The following is a 17,564-nucleotide window of genomic DNA, read 5'->3' on the forward strand; positions in this document are numbered from 1 at the left end:
GCTTACCTCTGTTTTTCATTCATGGGTTGCGGTTCAGCTGGGAAGGCGTGACAGCGTGCAGTATCAATCTCAGCGTAAAGTTGCGATCCGGGTTGCGGGATAAAGGTTGACGGTCCGCGCACTTCGGAGGCGCGTAGCGTGGTGCCATCATCCATCGCCAGATCATGGACCAGCGTAGGACCAAGCGGCAGTGAAACGGTCATCCGCACCGGCTGGGTGTTTTCACCCGACTGCTTTGCCAGCCGCACCTCTTCAGGGCGGAAGGTGATCGTGACCTTCGAGCCAGTAGTAAAGTTGAGACGGCGCGGCAGGCGCAGCGTGTGCTGACCCGCTAAACCAATCAGCGTGGTGTCGTTATCAAAACGCAGCACGGTGCCATGCAGTTGGTTGGTCTGGCCGATAAAGGTGTTAACGAACAGCGTTTTTGGTCGGTCATATACCGCCATCGGCGTGTCGATCTGCTCAACATTGCCTTTATTCATCAGCACCAGACGGTTCGCCAGGCTTTGCGCCTCTTCCTGATCGTGGGTGACGATCAGCGTGGTGATACCCAGCGTTTTTTGCAGGTGTAGAAGTTCCACCTGCAGGTCGAAACGCAGCGCCCGATCGAGTGCGCCAAATGGCTCATCCAGCAGCAGCAAAGAAGGGCGACCGGCAATGGCGCGCGCCACGGCAACGCGCTGCTGCTGACCGCCGGAAAGTTCACGCGGCAGGCGGTTACCGTATTCATCCAGCTGCACCAGATTCAGCATCTCGGCGACGCGCTGTTTCCGCTCAGCGCGGGAAACCTGCTGGCACGCCAGCGGATAAGCGATATTTTCGGCAACGGTCAGGTGCGGGAATAACGCATAGTTCTGGAACACCATGCCAATACCGCGCCCTCTGGCCGACACCGCGGCGAGATCCTGATTTCCCAGCACGATTTTTCCCGCTTTTGGCTGAATCAACCCCGCAATGGCACGCAGCACGGTCGATTTGCCGCATCCGCTCGGGCCGAGCAGTGCGACGATTTCGCCCGGATCAATGTTAAAGGAGACATCGCTGATAGCGTTGCTGCTGCCGTAGCTATGGGTCAGGCCCTGAACGCTGAGCCGCTTACTTTCAGCGGTGTTGTGCATATCTGGCATAAGGTGCTTCCCTGGTTTTGAGTAGCGGTCACAAGACGTTTAGAAACTTGTGAAGCATTCTGCAAGCCGCATGCCAGGTTAGTTATTCCTGGTTCGGATCCACTTCAATACATTGAAATTTATGCCATAAATATGAATTTATTATATTCGCAAATTTGTGCGAAATAACTTAATCCTTATCATCCGAAAGGAATTCCCACATTTAGACAAGCCATTTTGGTGCAGCAATATCGTCATTTTGGTGCAAAAAAGCGACTAAAAACCCTGTCAACGTGAATGTTCTTATGCCGCCAGACGTTCAATTTGTGAGTAACAATCTACGCCAGCGCCCGTGAGGGCGGACTCTTTTGGGAATATTCACTGCTTGAGCTATTTGCCATGACAGAAAGAGTAAAGTCGATTAGCATCGTTATTCGCAAATATATTCGACAATATATTATTTTAAATATTATTTATAAAAATCATATTGATAGGGAGGTTTTTCACGCTAAATTTTGCAACTGGCATGCGCCTTGCAACAGCGGCTGGTGCTCAAACAGCAAATCAGAAAGCAATTAAGGAACAGGTTATGAAATTAGGCATTGATGGGTTGAAGCTGCCCGAAGTGAAGAGACAGGGTCCGCTGGCCAGTCTCGATCGTGTAGGGGCGCTGGGATTGCAGGGGATCTTCTTCAGTACCGTGCTGGATATGAGCCCGACGCTCGACAGCGGCGAGCTGCGCGATATCCGCGCCAAAGCTGACGACCTGGGGCTTTACCTGGAAAGTGGCCTTGGCAAAATTAATCCTTACTGCAGTGCCGAAGCGCCGGAGCTGCGCGCCATCGGCAACGGCGACATTGTTGCCGGGCTGACCCGCATGATTGAGGCCAGCGCTGCTATCGACTGCCGCGAGATGTGGGTTTCGCCGGGCAACTTCAAGGCACAGTATCCGGGCCGACTGGCGGTGGACCGTTTTCGCACTGACGTCAGCTGGCAAGAGCAGCTGCTGGCGATGGAAAAGGTGCTGCACAAAATGGCCCCGGTGGCGCGTGCTCACGGAGTGCATATGAATATCGAAACCCATGATGAGATCACCTCGTTTGAGATCCTGCGATTGATTGAAGCGGTAGGTGAAGATTGCGTTGGCGTGGTACTGGATACCGCCAACATGGTGCAGCGCGGCGAACATCCGGTACTGGCCGCGCAGCGCCTGGCCCCGTGGGTGCGCCAGACGCATATCAAAGATGCCTATATCGGGCGGGCGCCCGGCGGCATTGATTTCCAGCCGCGTCCGTGCGGAACCGGCGTGGTCGACTTTGCCGCGATTCTGACGATGCTGGCGAAGGTTAACCCCGAGATGACGCTGTCGCTGGAGATTGCACAATCTACTGATGATAATCGCCGCCGCGCCAACCCGCGCCAGTGCATCGAGATTGATGATCCGATCTGGCGCGCGGGGCATCCCGACCTCAACGCAGGGGAACTGGAAGCCTACTTTACGCTGGTGGACAGCTATGCGCAGCGCGTGGCAGCAGGAGAGGTTGAGGACTGGGAAAGCTATGAGAGCTCACGCTATGGCTACCCAACATATCAGAAGCAGAATTATGGCTATAAAGAAGCGATCGACTTTATCCAGCAGTCGGCCAGCCACATTCGCGCCGTTTGCGCGCAGCAGGGCATCACTTTATCCTGACCGTTACGCAGAAAGATACGCACAAAGATAAATCACCCGTAAGAGTGCTGTTGCGGTAAATTATCAGGCAAGCGTCAACATTCACCAAAATGATACAGAGGACAGGGAGAGAGCCATGAAAAAAACGCGCGTCAGAGCGACGCCTGAAGCCAAAACCGAGGGCAGCAGTGCCGATCACAGTGAGGATGTTTCTGAGCGGATTCGCACCACGCTGGCTGCTGCTATTGGTGAAGGGGCGCTAAAACCCGGTAGTAAAATACTTGAAGAAGCCATCGCCGAGCATTTCGGCGTCAGTCGTACCGTGGTACGTGGCGCACTTGGCGTGCTGGAAAGCGACCATCTGCTGGAGAGAAAGCGAAATCGTGGCACTTTCGTGGCAGAGCCGAGCATTGAGCAGGCAAAGCACCTGTTTGAAGCGCGACGCCAGCTGGAAGGGGTTCTGCTGGAGTTCGTGGTGGTGCGAGCCAGCACCGAACAGCTGGATGCGCTGGCCCGTCTTGCCGACGAGGAGGAGCAGATCCATCATCACGGCGACGAGAAATCTAAAACGGTGCTTTCCGGTAAGTTTCATATTGTGCTGGCCGAGCTGGCGGGTAATCCCGTTCTGACCGAGATGCTGGCTAAAATTGTTGCTCGCCTGTCACTGGTAATGTCGCTTTACGAAGAGGAGCGCAAAGACGACTGCGGCGCCGATCACCACCGCCAGATTGTCAGCGCCCTGAAAGCGAAAGATCTGGCCACCGCCCGCCAGCTGATGGAGCACCATCTGGCCGATATTGAAGGGCGGGTTCGCCTGACGGAAGGCCACGGCGATCGGCATTCGTTTATTTCAATGCTGGAGAACTTCTCCTGAGGTCCTTTTCATCGCCATCCGGTGCCCCATGCGGAAGAACAGCAGGCCAGCAGCAGAGAAGGCGATTAAGGCAAAAAACATTACCGGCGGTGCCGTGTAGCTGAGCAGGAAGCCGCACAGCACAGGGTTAATGGCACCGCCGATGTTGCTCAGGTTCTGCATGCCGTAGTAGCTGCCTTTCATATGGTCCGGCGCAATAAAGTCGATAAACATATACTCCACCGGGATCACAATCAGCTCGCCAAAGCTGAAGATGGTCATCGCGATTATCCACAGCAGTACCGAAGTGCCGGCCAGCATAAAGCCGGCTAGCCCGAGGATGAAAAACAGCGTGCCGAAAAACAGCCACTTCAGCAGGTTATTCTGTTTCATGCCGCTGCTCATGACGTACTGAAAAGCGATAACAATTATTGCGTTGGTGATCATGATGGCGCCGATGATCTTATAAGCCTGTGCGGCGTCTGAGATAATGATCAGATACTGCGACAGATAGCCGGTGAACTGGCCAAACACAATCGCGCCAAAAGTGCTGCCGAGAGTGAAATAGACCAGGCAACGGTCGCGCATCAGGATAGCTAACGTCTGGCGCAGGTCAGGTTTTTCCAGCGGCTTTAGCTCAATATCGTTGCGTGCCGGGCTGTTGGGGATATGGCGTAAGCCCACCGTCAGAGCAATGACCGTGCCCAGCGCCAGGCTACCGGATATCATAAACGGTAGCTTAGGATCAAAGCCCGCCAGCCACACTCCCAGCGATGAACCAATGGCCCAGCCGACATTAATTAGCGTGTAGTTTATCGAAAATGCTTTTACCCGCTTCTCCACCGGCAGCCAGGCGGCAATGCAGGCTTTAATGGTAATACTCAAAAGTGCATAGGAAGCGTTAAGCAGGGCAATCACCATCACCACGCTACTGACCTGCGGCAGGACAGGCAGCAGAAAAAAGCTCAGCGCGAAGAGGCTGATAGAGAGGGTGATTAAGGTTCGGTGGTTAAATTTGTCGACCAGATAGCCGCCATACAGGCTGCTGAAAATACCGATAGCCAGGCTGGCGCCCATAATAATGCCGACGCTTTTCGGCAACAGCTGGTAATGCTCAGTCAGGTAGATAGTGAGGAACGGCAGAGTGACGCCACGCCCAATCGTCAGAACCAGTGAGCCAGCAAGCAGGGCGAGGATAATTGGCGGCATCCCTTTCATTTACGCTACATCCATCGATCAAGAAGTTAAAAATCAGACCGTTTACTCTATCCGCTTATTGGGGATTTTTTGTGTCGTAGAATCATCATGTTTCAAGGTGTTGTGATGAGAAAACGCTACAGAAAACTCTTATTATGGCAGGGAATACTGCGACAGCGGACTGTGACGCAAAGCGCGCTCAGATTAACCCTCGGGCAGCGTGGTGAAAATTTGTTTTTACCTTGTCTATATGAAAATTCTGTTTTTTGTCAAAAACAGTCAATAAAGGACGCAGACTACAGCTTAACCGGAGATGTCAGACTGAACATGTCCGATTCGTTAACGTCTGGGGCAGCCTTGGCCAGCAGGCTGGCAGTAGCCAGTACCGCGACAGCAGTGCGGCGGTGGGCGTTAAAATCAGTTTCTGATAACAGGCGCAGCCTGCTGTAGTGCAATATAAGTCATAAAAAACGGGCAGAGAATTCTGCCCGTTTTTATTTGCGCAAATAGCACTGGACAACACCGCAAGGGATTCTGTTAATGTAAGCCTTTAAAAGACCAGTATTGCGGAATTTTTATGTTATCTACCCTCATCTATCGCAGCCATCTTTCCGATAATGTTCCGCTAAGCTCGCTGGACAAAATTGTACAAAAGGCAAATAAAAACAACCAGTTAATTGGCGTTACCGGCATTTTGCTGTTTAACGGCACGCATTTCTTCCAAGTGCTGGAAGGCCCTGAACAAGCAGTCAGTACGCTTTATGAACATATCTGTCGCGATCCCCGTCATCATAATGTCGTGGAACTGATGCGTGACTACGCGCCATTCCGGCGATTTGGTAATGTCGGCATGGAGCTGTTCTCGCTTCATGAGTTTGATAAAGCATCGGTGCTGCAGGCAGTACTGGATAAAGGCACATCCGAATTTCTGCTGACCTGGGATGATCGCGCGCTTCAGTTTCTGCGCACCTTTGTCGAATCCTGGGAGAAAGAAAACTATTTCGAAATCCCACCTGCCGGTCAGTGGGAATTTATCGCCACGGACGATCTACCCTTAACCGATGCTGACTTTGCACCAGGCGAGGAGATTAGCTTTGCCTTCCAGCCGATTATCGACCCGCTGGCCGGAACCATCGTCTCCCTTGAAGCCCTGTTGCGCAGCGCACAGGGGCTTTCACCGCTGGATTATTTTGCCAGTTTGCCGCGTGAGGAGCTTTACCGCCGCGACCTGGAATCCAAGAGCCGGGCCCTGGCTCTGGCAAAAGAGCTGCAAATTGATGACATCACCTTCTCGATTAACCTGCTGCCGATGACGCTGGTTGAGATCCCGAATGCCGTGGATTACTTGCTGGGTGAGATTGCCCGACACGGACTGGTGCCTCAGCAGATCGTGGTAGAGGTGACTGAAACTGAGGTGATTTCGAATATCGAAGCATTCTCCAGTGCGTTGAAACATCTGAAAGCGGCGGGTATCAGTCTGGCAATAGATGACTTTGGTGCCGGCTCCGCCGGTCTGCTGCTGCTTTCACGCGTGCAGCCGGAGAAAATCAAGATCGATCGTAATATTATCAGTGATGTGCATAAAAGCGGCCCTAAACAGGCAATCGTCCAGGCCATTATTAAATGCTGTTCTTCGCTGGAAATAGCCGTTATTGCCGAAGGCGTGGAAAAACCAGAAGAGTGGATGTGGCTGGAAGCAGCAGGCATCTGCCAGTTCCAGGGGTTCCTATTTGCCAAACCGCTGCTCAAAGGCATCCCACCTGTTGCATGGCCTGAATTGAAATAACCGGTTTTTGCTACGAGGCGGTGAAGCTGGTGTTTAATAACCAGGGGGAATATGCCCCCTGACATTTATACGTCTTGCGGGGCAGGGTGCTGCTATCAATAGGCTGCAATATTTATACCTCTAAATCCCTCTTTAAGCGGAGCATTGCCCCATCAAACCCTCTCTTTACAGAATAATAACAACCTTTAAGAGCCGAAAATAATATTTTAAGACTTGCTATATTCGAAATGCGCATGCGACTTTTATTTAAAGTGATAAAGGTGAATACGCGCCGAAAATAACTCAATGTTTACGAACACTATAATATGAGTTAGCAACATATCTGTTAGCAAAAAAAACGAACAATCCAGTTAACCCAATCAAACATAATTATCTTTCGCTGTGTGCCAGGCTTATCGGGTTGCATACGTTTTTCGAAATAATTCTTATATGAGGTTAATTATGACAATTAAAACGCTGGAAGATCTCTTTATCCATGAATTATCAGATGTCTATAGTGCAGAAAAGCAAATCTCGAAAGCCCTGCCTAAAATGGCCAGAGCTGCAACTGATGAAAAGCTGGTGGCGGCCTTTCAGCAACATCTGGAAGAGACGCGTGGTCAAATTGAACGTATTGACCAGCTGGTTGAAAGCACTGACGGCGTGAAAATTAAAAGGATGAAATGCCACGCGCTGGAAGGCCTGGCGGAAGAAGCGCAGGAGATTATCGACTCCGTTGAAGCCGGGCCGGTGCGCGATGCTGGATTAATTGGCGCAGCTCAGAAAGTGGAGCATTACGAGATTGCCACTTACGGCACGCTGCATGCCCTGGCACAGAAACTGGGCTATAAGGCAGCCGCTAAACTGCTGGCCGAAACGCTGGATGAAGAGAAGGCCACGGACGAAAAACTGACGGCGATTGCCGGGCAGCAGTAAAGACCTCTTCTGGAAGATGCGCCCGGTCGCAAGCTTTAGTCCTCTCTAAGTACTGCTATAGCCTCCCGCAGGAGGCTATGTTACAGCAACTCAATCAGTTGAAACTCTTCTGCCACAAGATCCATTTCACTTCCTTATTTATCAGGGGGGATTATTTTTTCCGCGTCAGCGTGATGCGCGTCAGTTCTGACGGGCGTCCCACGCGTACCGCCATTCCCGGCCACAGCGCCGTGCCGTTATTCACATACAGCTGCATGCCATCAACATCATAAAGCCCGGATACAAAGCCGCCATTCGGTTTGGCAAACAGGCGGTCTAAGCCGACGATTAAGCCGCCGTGAGTATGGCCGGACAGCTGAATATCGACCCCGTGTTTCGCATTTTCACGAGCGTTCTTTGGCTGGTGGTCGAGTAACACCACCGGCGCGTTGTCAGGGGCATCACCCAGCGCTTTAGCCAGATCGGGGCCGTTACCGCCCCGGCCCGGTGCAGAAGTATCGGGCAGCCCGGCAATCACCAGGCTGGCGTTGCCGCGGGAAATGACCGAATGACTGTTTAGCAGGGGCTTCAAACCTAAAGATGCCAGATGCTCGGTCCAGGCCTGCTGCTCAAAGAAATATTCGTGATTGCCGGTAATCGCCAACACGCCATCGGGCGCATGCAGATTGCGCAGCGGCTCCACGTCCTTAATGCGATTTTTAAGCGTACCGTCAATAACATCCCCGGTAACGACAATCAGGTCTACGTTCAGCTCCAGCGCGCGCTTGACTAACGCGGCACTCCAGCTGGCGTTAAAAAGCGGGGTAATGTGCATATCGGTTAACTGGAGCATTTGGTAACCCTCAAACTCCTGCGGCAAATCAGCAACCTGAATTGTCACATCTTTAAGAGGGGGAACGCGGATTGCCTGCTGCACGCCCCAGCTGGCCAGGCCGAATGCCAGCAGGGCAGCCAGGTAGCGCACGCCGGGAGCAATCTCCAACGGATGGCGCATCAGCATCGCAACAAGCGCAACCACATCAATCAGGATCTGGGTGAGGGCGAGGAACAGCACCGCGCTATATACCCAATTGAACAGGATAATCACCATTCTTGGCATCTCCGGTGAGAAGATGCTGCCAGAAGTAAAGCGGCTCACCAGCAGGTATTGTGAGGCAAGCAGCGCCAGTAGAGAGAGTATGATTTTTAACGCCAGTGGCATGGAAAGCGGAATGATAAAACGGGCAATAACATACCAACTCGGTATGCTGAAAATGAGGTGAAACATGGCGATTTTCCCTGTTAAACGTGCCGATAATTAGCGCAGAAGTAGGATTAAATGGATAATGCGACGCTTCTATTTTAATACAGCAGATTATCATACGGAGAAAATGTGCTGCATAACACCCCAGGTACTGGCCTGAATGTGCCTTTCAGCTCAGCCTGCGCCCGTTTTTATCGACAACTTCTTCCCCGTCTTCTTTGCTGAATTCGCCGCGCTGAGCCGCTGGCAAAATATCTAAAACTTTCTCTGATGGGCGGCACAGCCGGGTTCCGAGCGCAGTGACAACGACAGGGCGGTTCATCAGGATTGGATGTGCCAGTATCGCGCTGATGAGCTCATCATCAGTGAAAGCAGGGTTATCTAGCTTCAGGTGCTGATAAGGATCACTGTTTTTCCGCAGCAGTTCGCGCACGGTAATTCCCATATCAGCAATCAGCTTAACCAGCTCGGAACGGGTTGGCGGCGTTTCCAGGTAGAGGATTACCGTTGGCTCCATGCCGCTGTTGCGGATCATTTCAAGGGTATTGCGCGACGTGCCGCAGTCGGGATTATGATAAATCGTCACCTGGCTCATTTTGTTACTCTCTTTTCTCTATTATCCGGCCCCCGGCATGGCTATGCAGGGGTAAGAAGTTAAACGATGGACAGCCGCAGCGCCAGTGCGGACAGCGTAATAAATAGCACCGGAATCGTCATGACGATGCCGACACGGAAGTAATATCCCCAGCTGACTGTGATGTTTTTCTGCGCTAAAACATGTAGCCACAACAGCGTGGCAAGGCTGCCAATCGGGGTGATTTTTGGCCCCAAATCACTGCCGATTACATTGGCATAAATCATTGCTTGTTTAATCACTCCCGTGGCCTGGCTGCTTTCTATCGACAGCGCGCCAACCAGCACGGTCGGCATATTGTTCATCAAAGAGGAGAGGAACGCCGTCAGGAAGCCGGTGCCCAGAGTTGCGGCCCACAGTCCGTGTTCAGCAAGCTGATTCAGCAACGAGGAAATATACAGGGTCAGCCCGGCGTTGCGCAGGCCATAAACCACCAGGTACATGCCAAGGGAGAAGATAACAATCTGCCAGGGCGCACCGCGCAGTACCTTAGCGGTATTGATCGCATGGCCTTTTTTTGCCACGGCAAGCAGGAACACTGCTCCCACAGCGGCCACCAGACTTACCGGGACGCCAAGGGGCTCAAGTGCGAAGAAGCCGACTAGCAGCAGAACCAGAACCAGCCAGCCGGCTTTAAACGTGCTGCTATCGCGAATGGCCTCTTTTGGCGCCTTTAGCAGCGAAATATCGTAAACAGCCGGGATCTCTTTACGGAAAAACAGGTGCAGCATGAGCAGTGTAGTTGCGATAGCAGCCAGGTTGACTGGCACCATCACGGCGGCATACTGGGTAAATCCAAGCTTGAAAAAGTCAGCTGAGACAATGTTAACCAGGTTCGAGACAATCAACGGCAGGCTGGCGGTATCGGCAATGAAACCTGCGGCCATCACAAAAGCCAGGGTTGCAGCCGGGCTGAAACCCAGCGCCAGCAGCATGGCAATGACGATGGGCGTCAGGATCAGTGCAGCACCATCATTGGCGAACAGCGCGGCCACCATCGCACCCAGCAGAATAATCCAGCTAAACAACAGGCGGCCACGGCCTTTGCCCCAGCGGGCAACGTGCAGGGCAGCCCATTCAAAGAAACCAGACTCCTCCAGCAGCAGGCTGATGATGATCACTGCAATAAAGGTGGCTGTCGCATTCCAGACAATGTGCCAGACCACCGCAATATCAGAGATATGAACAACGCCCGTCATCAGCGCCAGGCCTGCACCCAGCATGGCGCTCCAGCCAATACCCAGCCCTCGGGGTTGCCAAATAACCAGGATCAGCGTCAGTAAAAATATCGCACTTGCCAGCAACATTACACACTCCATTTATATTCATTTAAGCGTATGTATTACGCATACTCAACAGACAACTGACGGCGCATTTCTAAGTTTTTTTTGTATATGCTCGCGCTCGCAGTTCCACGCAGAATCGATAATAGCTACAGCCCAGGCGGGCATGTGCGGCGACAAACGGTAGTGTACCCATTTGCCTTCACGGCGATCGATCACCAGCTCCGCCTCACGTAATAGCGCCATGTGGCGTGATATTTTCGGCTGAGACTCTGCGGTAATGGCACAGATATCACAGACACAAAGCTCGCCGGACTCGCGCAGCAGAATCACCACCTTCGAGCGTGTTTCATCGGCAAGCAGTTTAAAAAGTTGTACGGGTCGCAGCATTGTTAACCTCGATAGTATTTGACATTACATATGCTAATTCATATATGATAAATTGCAAAGCACCGTTTCTAACAAGCAGTCCTTATGCAGCACTCACCCGCATTTTTAAGTCGCATACCCATTACTTGGCCGACCGCTACAGCGGAAGGAAAGAGAGCTAACAGGAGTTATCCAGCCGGGTAAATCAGAACAAAATTTGATAAAAAGCCGCGACGTACTGACCTACGGGCCAAAATTGTGCACCTCAGGTATGGCGCCGCAACGGATTTTAATTCTGTCGGGCGGAAAGTGCGTGATATTGTTATCTATTCACGTTGGCGCGGGGCGGTGGTACAGCTCGCGCTGTCGTCATGATAAATCACGTTGTCTGGAGGAAAGATGGAATTGGAAACTGCACGGCTGCGTCTGGAGCCATACCAACACGCTCATTTTGATGGACTGCGCGAGATGGAAAAAGATCCGGAAATGATGCGCTATATTAGTCCAGGCGAGGTGAGGACGGAGGATGAAACGCGTGAAAGCATCGAACGGGTGATGCTGCGCTGGCAACAGCGTGGCTTCTCTTGGTGGGCACTTATGGAGAAGCAGTCAGGTGCGCTGGTCGGTGCCGCCTGTCTCCAGCATTTAGCCAATGACGACGGCGCACCGCTGGAGCTAGGCTGGCGCCTGAACGCCAGTTATCATGGCCAAGGGTACGCGACGGAAGCGGCGCAGGCGATTGTGAAATTCGCGGTTGAACAGGTCGGCGCGCGCTATCTGGTTGCGGTGGCGCATCCGGATAACAGTGCCTCACATCGGGTGATGCAGCGCCTGGGCATGACATACAAAGGCATTGAGCAGCACTACGATACGCAGTGCGTGGTGTATGAGATGCACGTTGGCGAATAACATCAGGCAAATCGCCTCAGCCAGGCTGTCTTATCGCTACCTTACGTCGGCAGACTGGCCATTTTTTCTTGCTTATTTAGACGATATAATGCCAGCCTGAGACTGGCAAAAATAAAGTTAGAAAAAATAAGTAGCGCGATAATATCTGACAGAATTATCTATCCAGCGACCAGCATCCGGCTTCTTTTAACGCAGCGCTGCCACTATTTGCAAACAGCATGATGGCGCGCTCTCCCGGCTGCGGATAGATTCGGCTGCTTAAACAGGCTTCGCCTTCATTGACAAAGACTTCCACGGATGAACGGTCAATGAAAATTCGCAGTGAAAGGATATCGTCCTCTGGCAGGGGAATGCTGCGCGTTCCCACAAGCGAAAAATCAGGATAGCTTCGCTCTAATATTAAGCGCTGGGCCTGATTATCAACGTAAATACGCAGCCCATCTCCCAGCATCATGCCATACTGTTCTGCCTGCGACCTGGCTCGCTCCCATTCCAGTGATAATTCCATGGCTTCAGCATCTGCTGCGACAAGCATTTGTTGACTACTCAGACAACGTGCAGTGACAGGAATATAGCTGCCTCGCAAAGCGGTCACTTCGGCGATGGGTTTCATCATCAGGCGATTATTATCACCTAAGCTCAGTTCGCGCGGCAGGGAGAGCATACCAGCCCAACCATCCTGTTGCTCCGGCATCGGTGATTCCCACATATCCAGCCAGCCAATAACGATTCTGCGCCCATCCGGACTGAGAAACGTTTGCGGGGCATAAAAATCGTGACCGTTGTCCATTTCAATAAATTGCCCGTCATGGCTGAACGCCTGACCTGGCTGCCACTCTCCCAGTAAATATCCACTCTGGAAGAGGTTACGGTTTTGATAGCCTTGTGCCACCATTCCTTGTGGAGAGAACATCAGCACACGCTGGCCGTTCAGGGTAAAGAAATCAGGGCATTCCCACATATAGCCCATTCCATCTTCAGATTCAGCCAGAATACCTTCGTCATGCCATTTGTGAAGGTCCGTGGAACGGTACAGGCGGACCTGGCCGGTTTCCGCCACGCGTGAACCGACAACCATGTACCAGTATTCACCCTCACGCCATACTTTCGGGTCGCGGAAATGATGCAGTCCTGGAGGGGTATCAATCACCATTCCTTGACGCTCGAAATGAACTCCGTCACGACTGGTTGCCAGACATTGCACCTGATACAGATTGTCATCACTTTCTGGCGAACCGTGAAATTTATGACCGGTGTAAATCAGTGCCAGCGTATCTCCGTCCACCACTGCGGAACCGGAAAAACAGCCGTCTTTATCTGCCGGCCCTTCCGGTGCCAGTGCCACAGGCAGATGTTCCCAGTGAACCAAATCTTTACTGCGGGCATGCCCCCAGTGCATGGGTCCCCATTTCGTTGAATAGGGGTGATGTTGATAAAAGGCATGATACCAGCCGTCGAACCAGACCAGCCCGTTAGGATCGTTCATCCAGCCGGCTCGTGCGGCAAGGTGATAGCGTGGATACCAGCGGCGGTTAATTCCGGCTTGTGCTTCTTCAAGCATCTCTTCAGCCTGTTTTAATAAAGATGTCATTATGCTTTCTCCCGAAAATTACACAGCATCTTGCTGTAAAAAGGGGTGTTCAGTTGTGGGTTTATTTGGGCGCAAAAGGAAGATGGAAATAAACGTGGTGCAGAACACCATAATGCCCATTATCAGATAGGATTGAGCGAAACCAAATTTTTCGTAGCTGAAACCCGCCAGCGGCGATAACACGGTGCCAATAACTGAACTGGTACAGGCAAAACCCACCAGATAAATTGTGGAAGACAAACGCTTGTCGAAGTTCAGGCTGTTATATTTGAAAATGGCAACCAACAGTATCGGCAATTCCAGGGCATGTAGCAGTTTTGTAATAGAAATGAGCAGGGGTCCTTCAACCAGCCCGGAAGCGATCATACGCAGAGCCATTACCATTCCGGCGAATATCAGGCCATTTTTGGCACCAATTTTGTTAACCAGCCAGGGTGCGCAGAACATGCCTGCCGCTTCCAGAAGTACCTGGAAGGAGTTTAAATAACCAAACATCGCGTTCCCTTCGCGCAAGGTAGGAAACTGTGAGGAAAAATAAACCGGAAATTGCTGGTCGTATACACCGTAAATACAGGTTCCAATCACGAAGAAAATAAGTGCCCAGAAACGCGGTAGCGTTAGCAGCCGGATAGCATCTTCCAGAGAAACCTTTTTAGCCCCAATCTCCAGTTTTTCCATGCTCGCCGGTGCCGCAATTTTTAATCGGGCCAGCATGAAAAAGAAAACCAGGCCAGAGCATGACGCCACCAGGAAATTAAGATTGGGGTTAATGTTAAACAGCAGTCCGGCGAAAAACGTGGCAACGGCCCAACCGAGAGAACCCCACATGCGGGCCCGTCCAAATTCAAAGGTACTCTGACGCGCAACGCGCTCGGTATAGGATTCCAGCACGCCTATACCGCCATTAAACGTCAGACCAATAAACAGGCCACCAAAAACACTTCCCAGCAGAATATTGAGGTTGAGCAAATAGCTGAAGAAGAGATACGCAGGCCCGGAGAGGATCAGCAGGGCGGCCATAAACCACAGCAGGTTTTTGCGCAGACCAAGACGATCCTGAATGAAGCCGTAAAAGACCTGAGCGAAAAGGGCTGATACTGATAAGACGGAAAAGATAATACCCGTCTCGGAGGCTTTTAAACCCACTTCCTGGTGGAGCCAGATAGAAAGAAGGGAGCTGGACGAAGACCATGTGACAAAGAAAAAGAACAGCAGGGCGCTGAGCAGCATATAGCTGCGGGAAGGCTTTTTTTTCATCTGAGCAATCTCATAGCGATTTATATGCGCACATGGTAACGTTAACATTATACGCCGGCACCGAGTTTTATGGCAATATCCGATGTTAATCACAAAAGTTAACGTTAACATTGGTATTGTGAGATCTGTATCAAATTTCTTTGCCAAATTCCCAAAATAACAGGCTCAAAGCTTAGAATAGTGGGTTCAACTCTATGGATAACTTGATTACGGCTGTTCGCTTGCGGCGCAATGAAGTATCCGGATTTTCGCAAAATGGAAGGTTATGGCGTCTTTGAAAGATGTGGCCAGAATGGCCAATGTATCGTTAATGACAGTTTCGCGGGCGCTTAATTACCCTGAACGCGTAAAGCCCGAGACCCTTGCACGCGTGCAGGAAGCGATTCTGCATTTGAACTACGTACCCGATTTGTCGGCAAAACAGATCCGCAGTGTGGGGACTAAAAACAAGACGATTGGCGTACTGGCATTGGATACGGTAACCACACCCTTTTCCGTCGAAATCACGCTGTCAATCGAGGAGACCGCGCGCGCACACGGTTGGAAAAGCTTCGTGGTTAACATGTTCTCTGATGATAATCCGGACGAAATTGTCGATCTGCTGCTTGCTCATCGGCCCGGTGGCATCATTTTCACTACCATGGGGCTGCGTGAAGTACGCATACCGCCCAAGCTGCTGACACATCCCTGTGTTCTGGCAAATTGCGAGAATAAAGACGAGCCCGTTGCCTGTTACATACCCGATGACGAGAAGGGCCAGTACACTGCAGTTAGAGCCTTGTTGGCAGCAGGATATCGTCGGCCTATCTGTCTGCATTTACCCGCCAACCACCTGGCGACGTCCCGTCGCCAAAAGGGAATGGCGCGCGCCTGTCTTGAGGCAGGCATCGATCCCGGTACGCTGGATCATTACTATATGCAGCTTGGCGATGAGCACTACCGTGACATTCCCGACCTTCTCATGGCTCATATTCGTCAGGGGATACCTCAGTTTGATTCGGTGATTTGCGGGAATGACCGCATCGCATTTATGGTGTATCAGACGCTTTTGGCTAAAGGAATTCGTATCCCGCAGGATATCGGGGTTATTGGTTACGATAATCATGTAGGCATTGGCAACCTGTTTTTGCCGCCGTTATCTACGGTACAGTTACCGCATTACGAAATTGGTCGACTGAGTACTTTGCATATCATTAACGGTGATGACAGCAAGGCGAGGGTACTGGTGGATAGCCCCTGGCTGTCTCGCGAGTCATTTAGTCGCTGCACCTGACATTCAGTCAGCCCGAGTGGTGAAGCAGCATCACGACGTCGCAGGCATTTTTTCATCAAAGGCCTGGATCACCGCAAGGCGGTTAAGAACTCCCCAAAGCAGCGGCAGGATCGCCGTTGCAGGGCGACATGGTGACCAACCTAATAGTGATAATCCTGGCTGCCTGAATAAGAACAGGCTAACCGGAGTACGACATTTTAACTTTGCTAGAACAAGACGTTATCGCTTGGGACTGACGTTATCGCTTGGGACTGACGTTATCGGTGCGTATAATGTATATTATGTTAAATAAGATATCAGGTAGTTAATCCGTCAGGGCTTTCTGACCAGCCTCATTGCCCTGCTCTTACGGATGTCAATTCAGGCAGCGCTACGTGAATTCTACGAAATTGTGTGGGCTCTCCCACGCCAGGATTTACGTAGCGTTGCCTGTAAAACGCACTCACGATCAACTGCCACCTTTTGCCTGTGTCATGATGCATTCACTCATCACCCACAGGAACGGCTCATGTCAGACAATGATGTTGGATTTAGTCATCTGGCTTTACAGGTGAAAGACCTGTCGAAAAGCGTCGAATTTTATCAGCGTTACGCAGGCATGCAGATTATTCATCAGCGTGAACCCGGGATTGCTGAAGCACAAAAAGTGGCGTGGCTGTCTGACCTGACGCGGCCGTTCGCGCTGGTGCTGGTGCAGTCAGAAATCAGTAATGACACACCGCTGGGACCCTTCGGTCATATTGGCGTGGCCTGCGGTAGCCGCGAGGAGATCGATGCCAAGGTCAAACTGGCTGAGCAGGAAGGCGTTTTGCGCCGTGCAGCGCAGCAATCTGCTGCACCGGTTGGCTACTGGGCTTTCTTTGCGGATCCTGATGGCAATACGCTGGAGCTGTCATATGGTCAGCAGATCGGCATGGAAGTTATCACCGCGCGCCTGTCGTCATCGACCGGCTAAAGCAGTGATTTACTCATGCGGTAGTTGATAAAGTTCTGGCCACGCACCTGCACCTGTTGTGCTGCGAGCAGTTGGTACCCTCGCCTGCTGAAAAATGGCTCAGCCGTGACGCTGGCCTCAGTAAATATCTCCGGCAACGCCATGGCAATAACGGCGTACTCCAGTTTTTCCAACAGCGCACTGGCCACCCCGGTGCGCAGATACTCCGGATGGGTGAACATCAGATCGAGATGACCATCAAACTCTACGTTGCCAAAACCCACTATCTTATCCTCGATGCTGGCAACCCAGCAGTGACTGTCGAGCAGCCGCTTTTGCCAGGACTCCCGATCAACCTGTGCCCAGGCTGCAATCTGTGCAGGATTATAATCGTGTGAGGCTGTCTCGCACACAGCGCGTTCAAACACCGTAATCACCCCTTCGAGGTCAGAATGTTGGTACGACCTCAGCTTAAATGTCTGACTATGCACTATTCCCCACTCCTTATCCATTTGAAGCAAAAGAGGGTCATCGACACTCCG

The 17,564-nt window shown here is 51.7% G+C and carries 16 protein-coding genes; 7 read left to right on the top strand and 9 right to left on the bottom strand.

The features are described from left to right. Positions 1 to 2: 2 nt before the first annotated feature. Positions 3 to 1,127, bottom strand: coding sequence for an ABC transporter ATP-binding protein (locus tag ID864_RS03785; protein WP_191149423.1), 1,125 nt, complete (start codon positions 1,125 to 1,127; stop codon positions 3 to 5). Positions 1,128 to 1,695: 568 nt separating this feature from the next. On the opposite strand from ID864_RS03785, the gene ID864_RS03790 reads away from it, so the two are divergent. Both ID864_RS03790 and ID864_RS03795 read left to right on the top strand, forming a co-directional pair. Beyond that, a complete protein-coding gene (locus ID864_RS03790) occupies positions 1,696 to 2,799 on the top strand; it encodes a sugar phosphate isomerase/epimerase family protein (protein ID WP_191149424.1) in 1,104 nt (367 codons plus the stop codon). 115 nt (positions 2,800 to 2,914) lie between these two features. After that, positions 2,915 to 3,652, top strand: coding sequence for a GntR family transcriptional regulator (locus ID864_RS03795; RefSeq protein WP_191149425.1), 738 nt, complete (start codon positions 2,915 to 2,917; stop codon positions 3,650 to 3,652). Here ID864_RS03795 and ID864_RS03800 read toward each other — a convergent pair. Then, entirely contained in the window at positions 3,629 to 4,849 is a 1,221-nt protein-coding gene (locus ID864_RS03800; RefSeq protein WP_048917962.1) for an MFS transporter, read from the bottom strand. The genes ID864_RS03795 and ID864_RS03800 overlap by 24 nt on opposite strands. 556 nt (positions 4,850 to 5,405) lie before the next feature. Between ID864_RS03800 and ID864_RS03805 the strand changes: the two genes are divergently transcribed. Together ID864_RS03805 and ID864_RS03810 are read left to right on the top strand one after the other, a co-directional pair. Further along, on the top strand, positions 5,406 to 6,614 hold the full coding sequence (locus ID864_RS03805) for a diguanylate phosphodiesterase (protein WP_191149426.1): 1,209 nt from the start codon (positions 5,406 to 5,408) through the stop codon (positions 6,612 to 6,614). Positions 6,615 to 7,055: 441 nt separating this feature from the next. Further along, complete coding sequence (locus ID864_RS03810) at positions 7,056 to 7,529, top strand: YciE/YciF ferroxidase family protein (protein WP_187498970.1); 474 nt, start codon at positions 7,056 to 7,058, stop codon at positions 7,527 to 7,529. Positions 7,530 to 7,680: 151 nt separating this feature from the next. Here ID864_RS03810 and ID864_RS03815 read toward each other — a convergent pair whose 3' ends face one another. The 4 genes from ID864_RS03815 to ID864_RS03830 all read right to left on the bottom strand — a co-directional run bounded on the left by ID864_RS03815 (position 7,681) and on the right by ID864_RS03830 (position 11,079). Continuing rightward, positions 7,681 to 8,796: a metallophosphoesterase gene (locus ID864_RS03815; protein WP_048917964.1), complete on the bottom strand. Its 1,116-nt coding sequence runs from the start codon at positions 8,794 to 8,796 to the stop codon at positions 7,681 to 7,683. Between the two features lie 145 nt (positions 8,797 to 8,941). After that, a complete protein-coding gene (gene arsC, locus ID864_RS03820; protein WP_048917965.1) occupies positions 8,942 to 9,367 on the bottom strand; it encodes a glutaredoxin-dependent arsenate reductase in 426 nt (141 codons plus the stop codon). Positions 9,368 to 9,426: 59 nt separating this feature from the next. Next, on the bottom strand, positions 9,427 to 10,713 hold the full coding sequence (locus ID864_RS03825; RefSeq protein WP_191149427.1) for an arsenic transporter: 1,287 nt from the start codon (positions 10,711 to 10,713) through the stop codon (positions 9,427 to 9,429). 45 nt (positions 10,714 to 10,758) lie between these two features. Further along, positions 10,759 to 11,079, bottom strand: coding sequence for a metalloregulator ArsR/SmtB family transcription factor (locus ID864_RS03830; protein ID WP_191149428.1), 321 nt, complete (start codon positions 11,077 to 11,079; stop codon positions 10,759 to 10,761). 378 nt (positions 11,080 to 11,457) lie between these two features. On the opposite strand from ID864_RS03830, the gene ID864_RS03835 reads away from it, so the two are divergent. Beyond that, the gene (locus tag ID864_RS03835) at positions 11,458 to 11,967 is read left to right on the top strand and encodes a GNAT family N-acetyltransferase (protein WP_191149429.1); all 510 of its coding nucleotides are present in this window, start codon (positions 11,458 to 11,460) and stop codon (positions 11,965 to 11,967) included. A 154-nt stretch (positions 11,968 to 12,121) separates the two neighbouring features. Here the strand turns inward: ID864_RS03835 and ID864_RS03840 are convergent, their stop codons facing one another. Both ID864_RS03840 and ID864_RS03845 read right to left on the bottom strand, forming a co-directional pair. Then, positions 12,122 to 13,558, bottom strand: a complete 1,437-nt coding sequence (locus tag ID864_RS03840; protein WP_191149430.1) for a glycoside hydrolase family 32 protein — start codon at positions 13,556 to 13,558, stop codon at positions 12,122 to 12,124. Positions 13,559 to 13,576: 18 nt separating this feature from the next. Next, complete coding sequence (locus ID864_RS03845; RefSeq protein ID WP_099753822.1) at positions 13,577 to 14,815, bottom strand: MFS transporter; 1,239 nt, start codon at positions 14,813 to 14,815, stop codon at positions 13,577 to 13,579. 265 nt (positions 14,816 to 15,080) lie between these two features. On the opposite strand from ID864_RS03845, the gene ID864_RS03850 reads away from it, so the two are divergent. Beyond that, positions 15,081 to 16,088, top strand: a complete 1,008-nt coding sequence (locus tag ID864_RS03850) for a LacI family DNA-binding transcriptional regulator (protein WP_191149431.1) — start codon at positions 15,081 to 15,083, stop codon at positions 16,086 to 16,088. A gap of 508 nt (positions 16,089 to 16,596) precedes the next feature. Further along, positions 16,597 to 17,043, top strand: a complete 447-nt coding sequence (locus tag ID864_RS03855; protein ID WP_048917967.1) for a VOC family protein — start codon at positions 16,597 to 16,599, stop codon at positions 17,041 to 17,043. Here ID864_RS03855 and ID864_RS03860 read toward each other — a convergent pair. Beyond that, on the bottom strand, positions 17,040 to 17,450 hold the full coding sequence (locus ID864_RS03860; protein WP_230048468.1) for a GNAT family N-acetyltransferase: 411 nt from the start codon (positions 17,448 to 17,450) through the stop codon (positions 17,040 to 17,042). The genes ID864_RS03855 and ID864_RS03860 overlap by 4 nt on opposite strands. Positions 17,451 to 17,564: the final 114 nt, after the last annotated feature.

It is taken from the genome of Erwinia aphidicola, from assembly GCF_014773485.1.
GTDB lineage: Bacteria > Pseudomonadota > Gammaproteobacteria > Enterobacterales > Enterobacteriaceae > Erwinia > Erwinia aphidicola.

Bases quoted from the DNA above. Each gene is read 5' to 3' on its own strand.
- arsC (WP_048917965.1), bottom strand. From the start codon at position 9,367: ATGAGCCAGGTGACGATTTATCATAATCCCGACTGCGGCACGTCGCGC.
- ID864_RS03830 (WP_191149428.1), bottom strand. From the start codon at position 11,079: ATGCTGCGACCCGTACAACTTTTTAAACTGCTTGCCGATGAAACACGC.
- ID864_RS03785 (WP_191149423.1), bottom strand. From the start codon at position 1,127: ATGCCAGATATGCACAACACCGCTGAAAGTAAGCGGCTCAGCGTTCAG.
- ID864_RS03805 (WP_191149426.1), top strand. From the start codon at position 5,406: ATGTTATCTACCCTCATCTATCGCAGCCATCTTTCCGATAATGTTCCG.
- ID864_RS03855 (WP_048917967.1), top strand. From the start codon at position 16,597: ATGTCAGACAATGATGTTGGATTTAGTCATCTGGCTTTACAGGTGAAA.
- ID864_RS03840 (WP_191149430.1), bottom strand. From the start codon at position 13,558: ATGACATCTTTATTAAAACAGGCTGAAGAGATGCTTGAAGAAGCACAA.
- ID864_RS03825 (WP_191149427.1), bottom strand. From the start codon at position 10,713: ATGTTGCTGGCAAGTGCGATATTTTTACTGACGCTGATCCTGGTTATT.
- ID864_RS03800 (WP_048917962.1), bottom strand. From the start codon at position 4,849: ATGAAAGGGATGCCGCCAATTATCCTCGCCCTGCTTGCTGGCTCACTG.
- ID864_RS03795 (WP_191149425.1), top strand. From the start codon at position 2,915: ATGAAAAAAACGCGCGTCAGAGCGACGCCTGAAGCCAAAACCGAGGGC.
- ID864_RS03810 (WP_187498970.1), top strand. From the start codon at position 7,056: ATGACAATTAAAACGCTGGAAGATCTCTTTATCCATGAATTATCAGAT.
- ID864_RS03850 (WP_191149431.1), top strand. From the start codon at position 15,081: ATGGCGTCTTTGAAAGATGTGGCCAGAATGGCCAATGTATCGTTAATG.
- ID864_RS03790 (WP_191149424.1), top strand. From the start codon at position 1,696: ATGAAATTAGGCATTGATGGGTTGAAGCTGCCCGAAGTGAAGAGACAG.
- ID864_RS03815 (WP_048917964.1), bottom strand. From the start codon at position 8,796: ATGTTTCACCTCATTTTCAGCATACCGAGTTGGTATGTTATTGCCCGT.
- ID864_RS03835 (WP_191149429.1), top strand. From the start codon at position 11,458: ATGGAATTGGAAACTGCACGGCTGCGTCTGGAGCCATACCAACACGCT.
- ID864_RS03845 (WP_099753822.1), bottom strand. From the start codon at position 14,815: ATGAAAAAAAAGCCTTCCCGCAGCTATATGCTGCTCAGCGCCCTGCTG.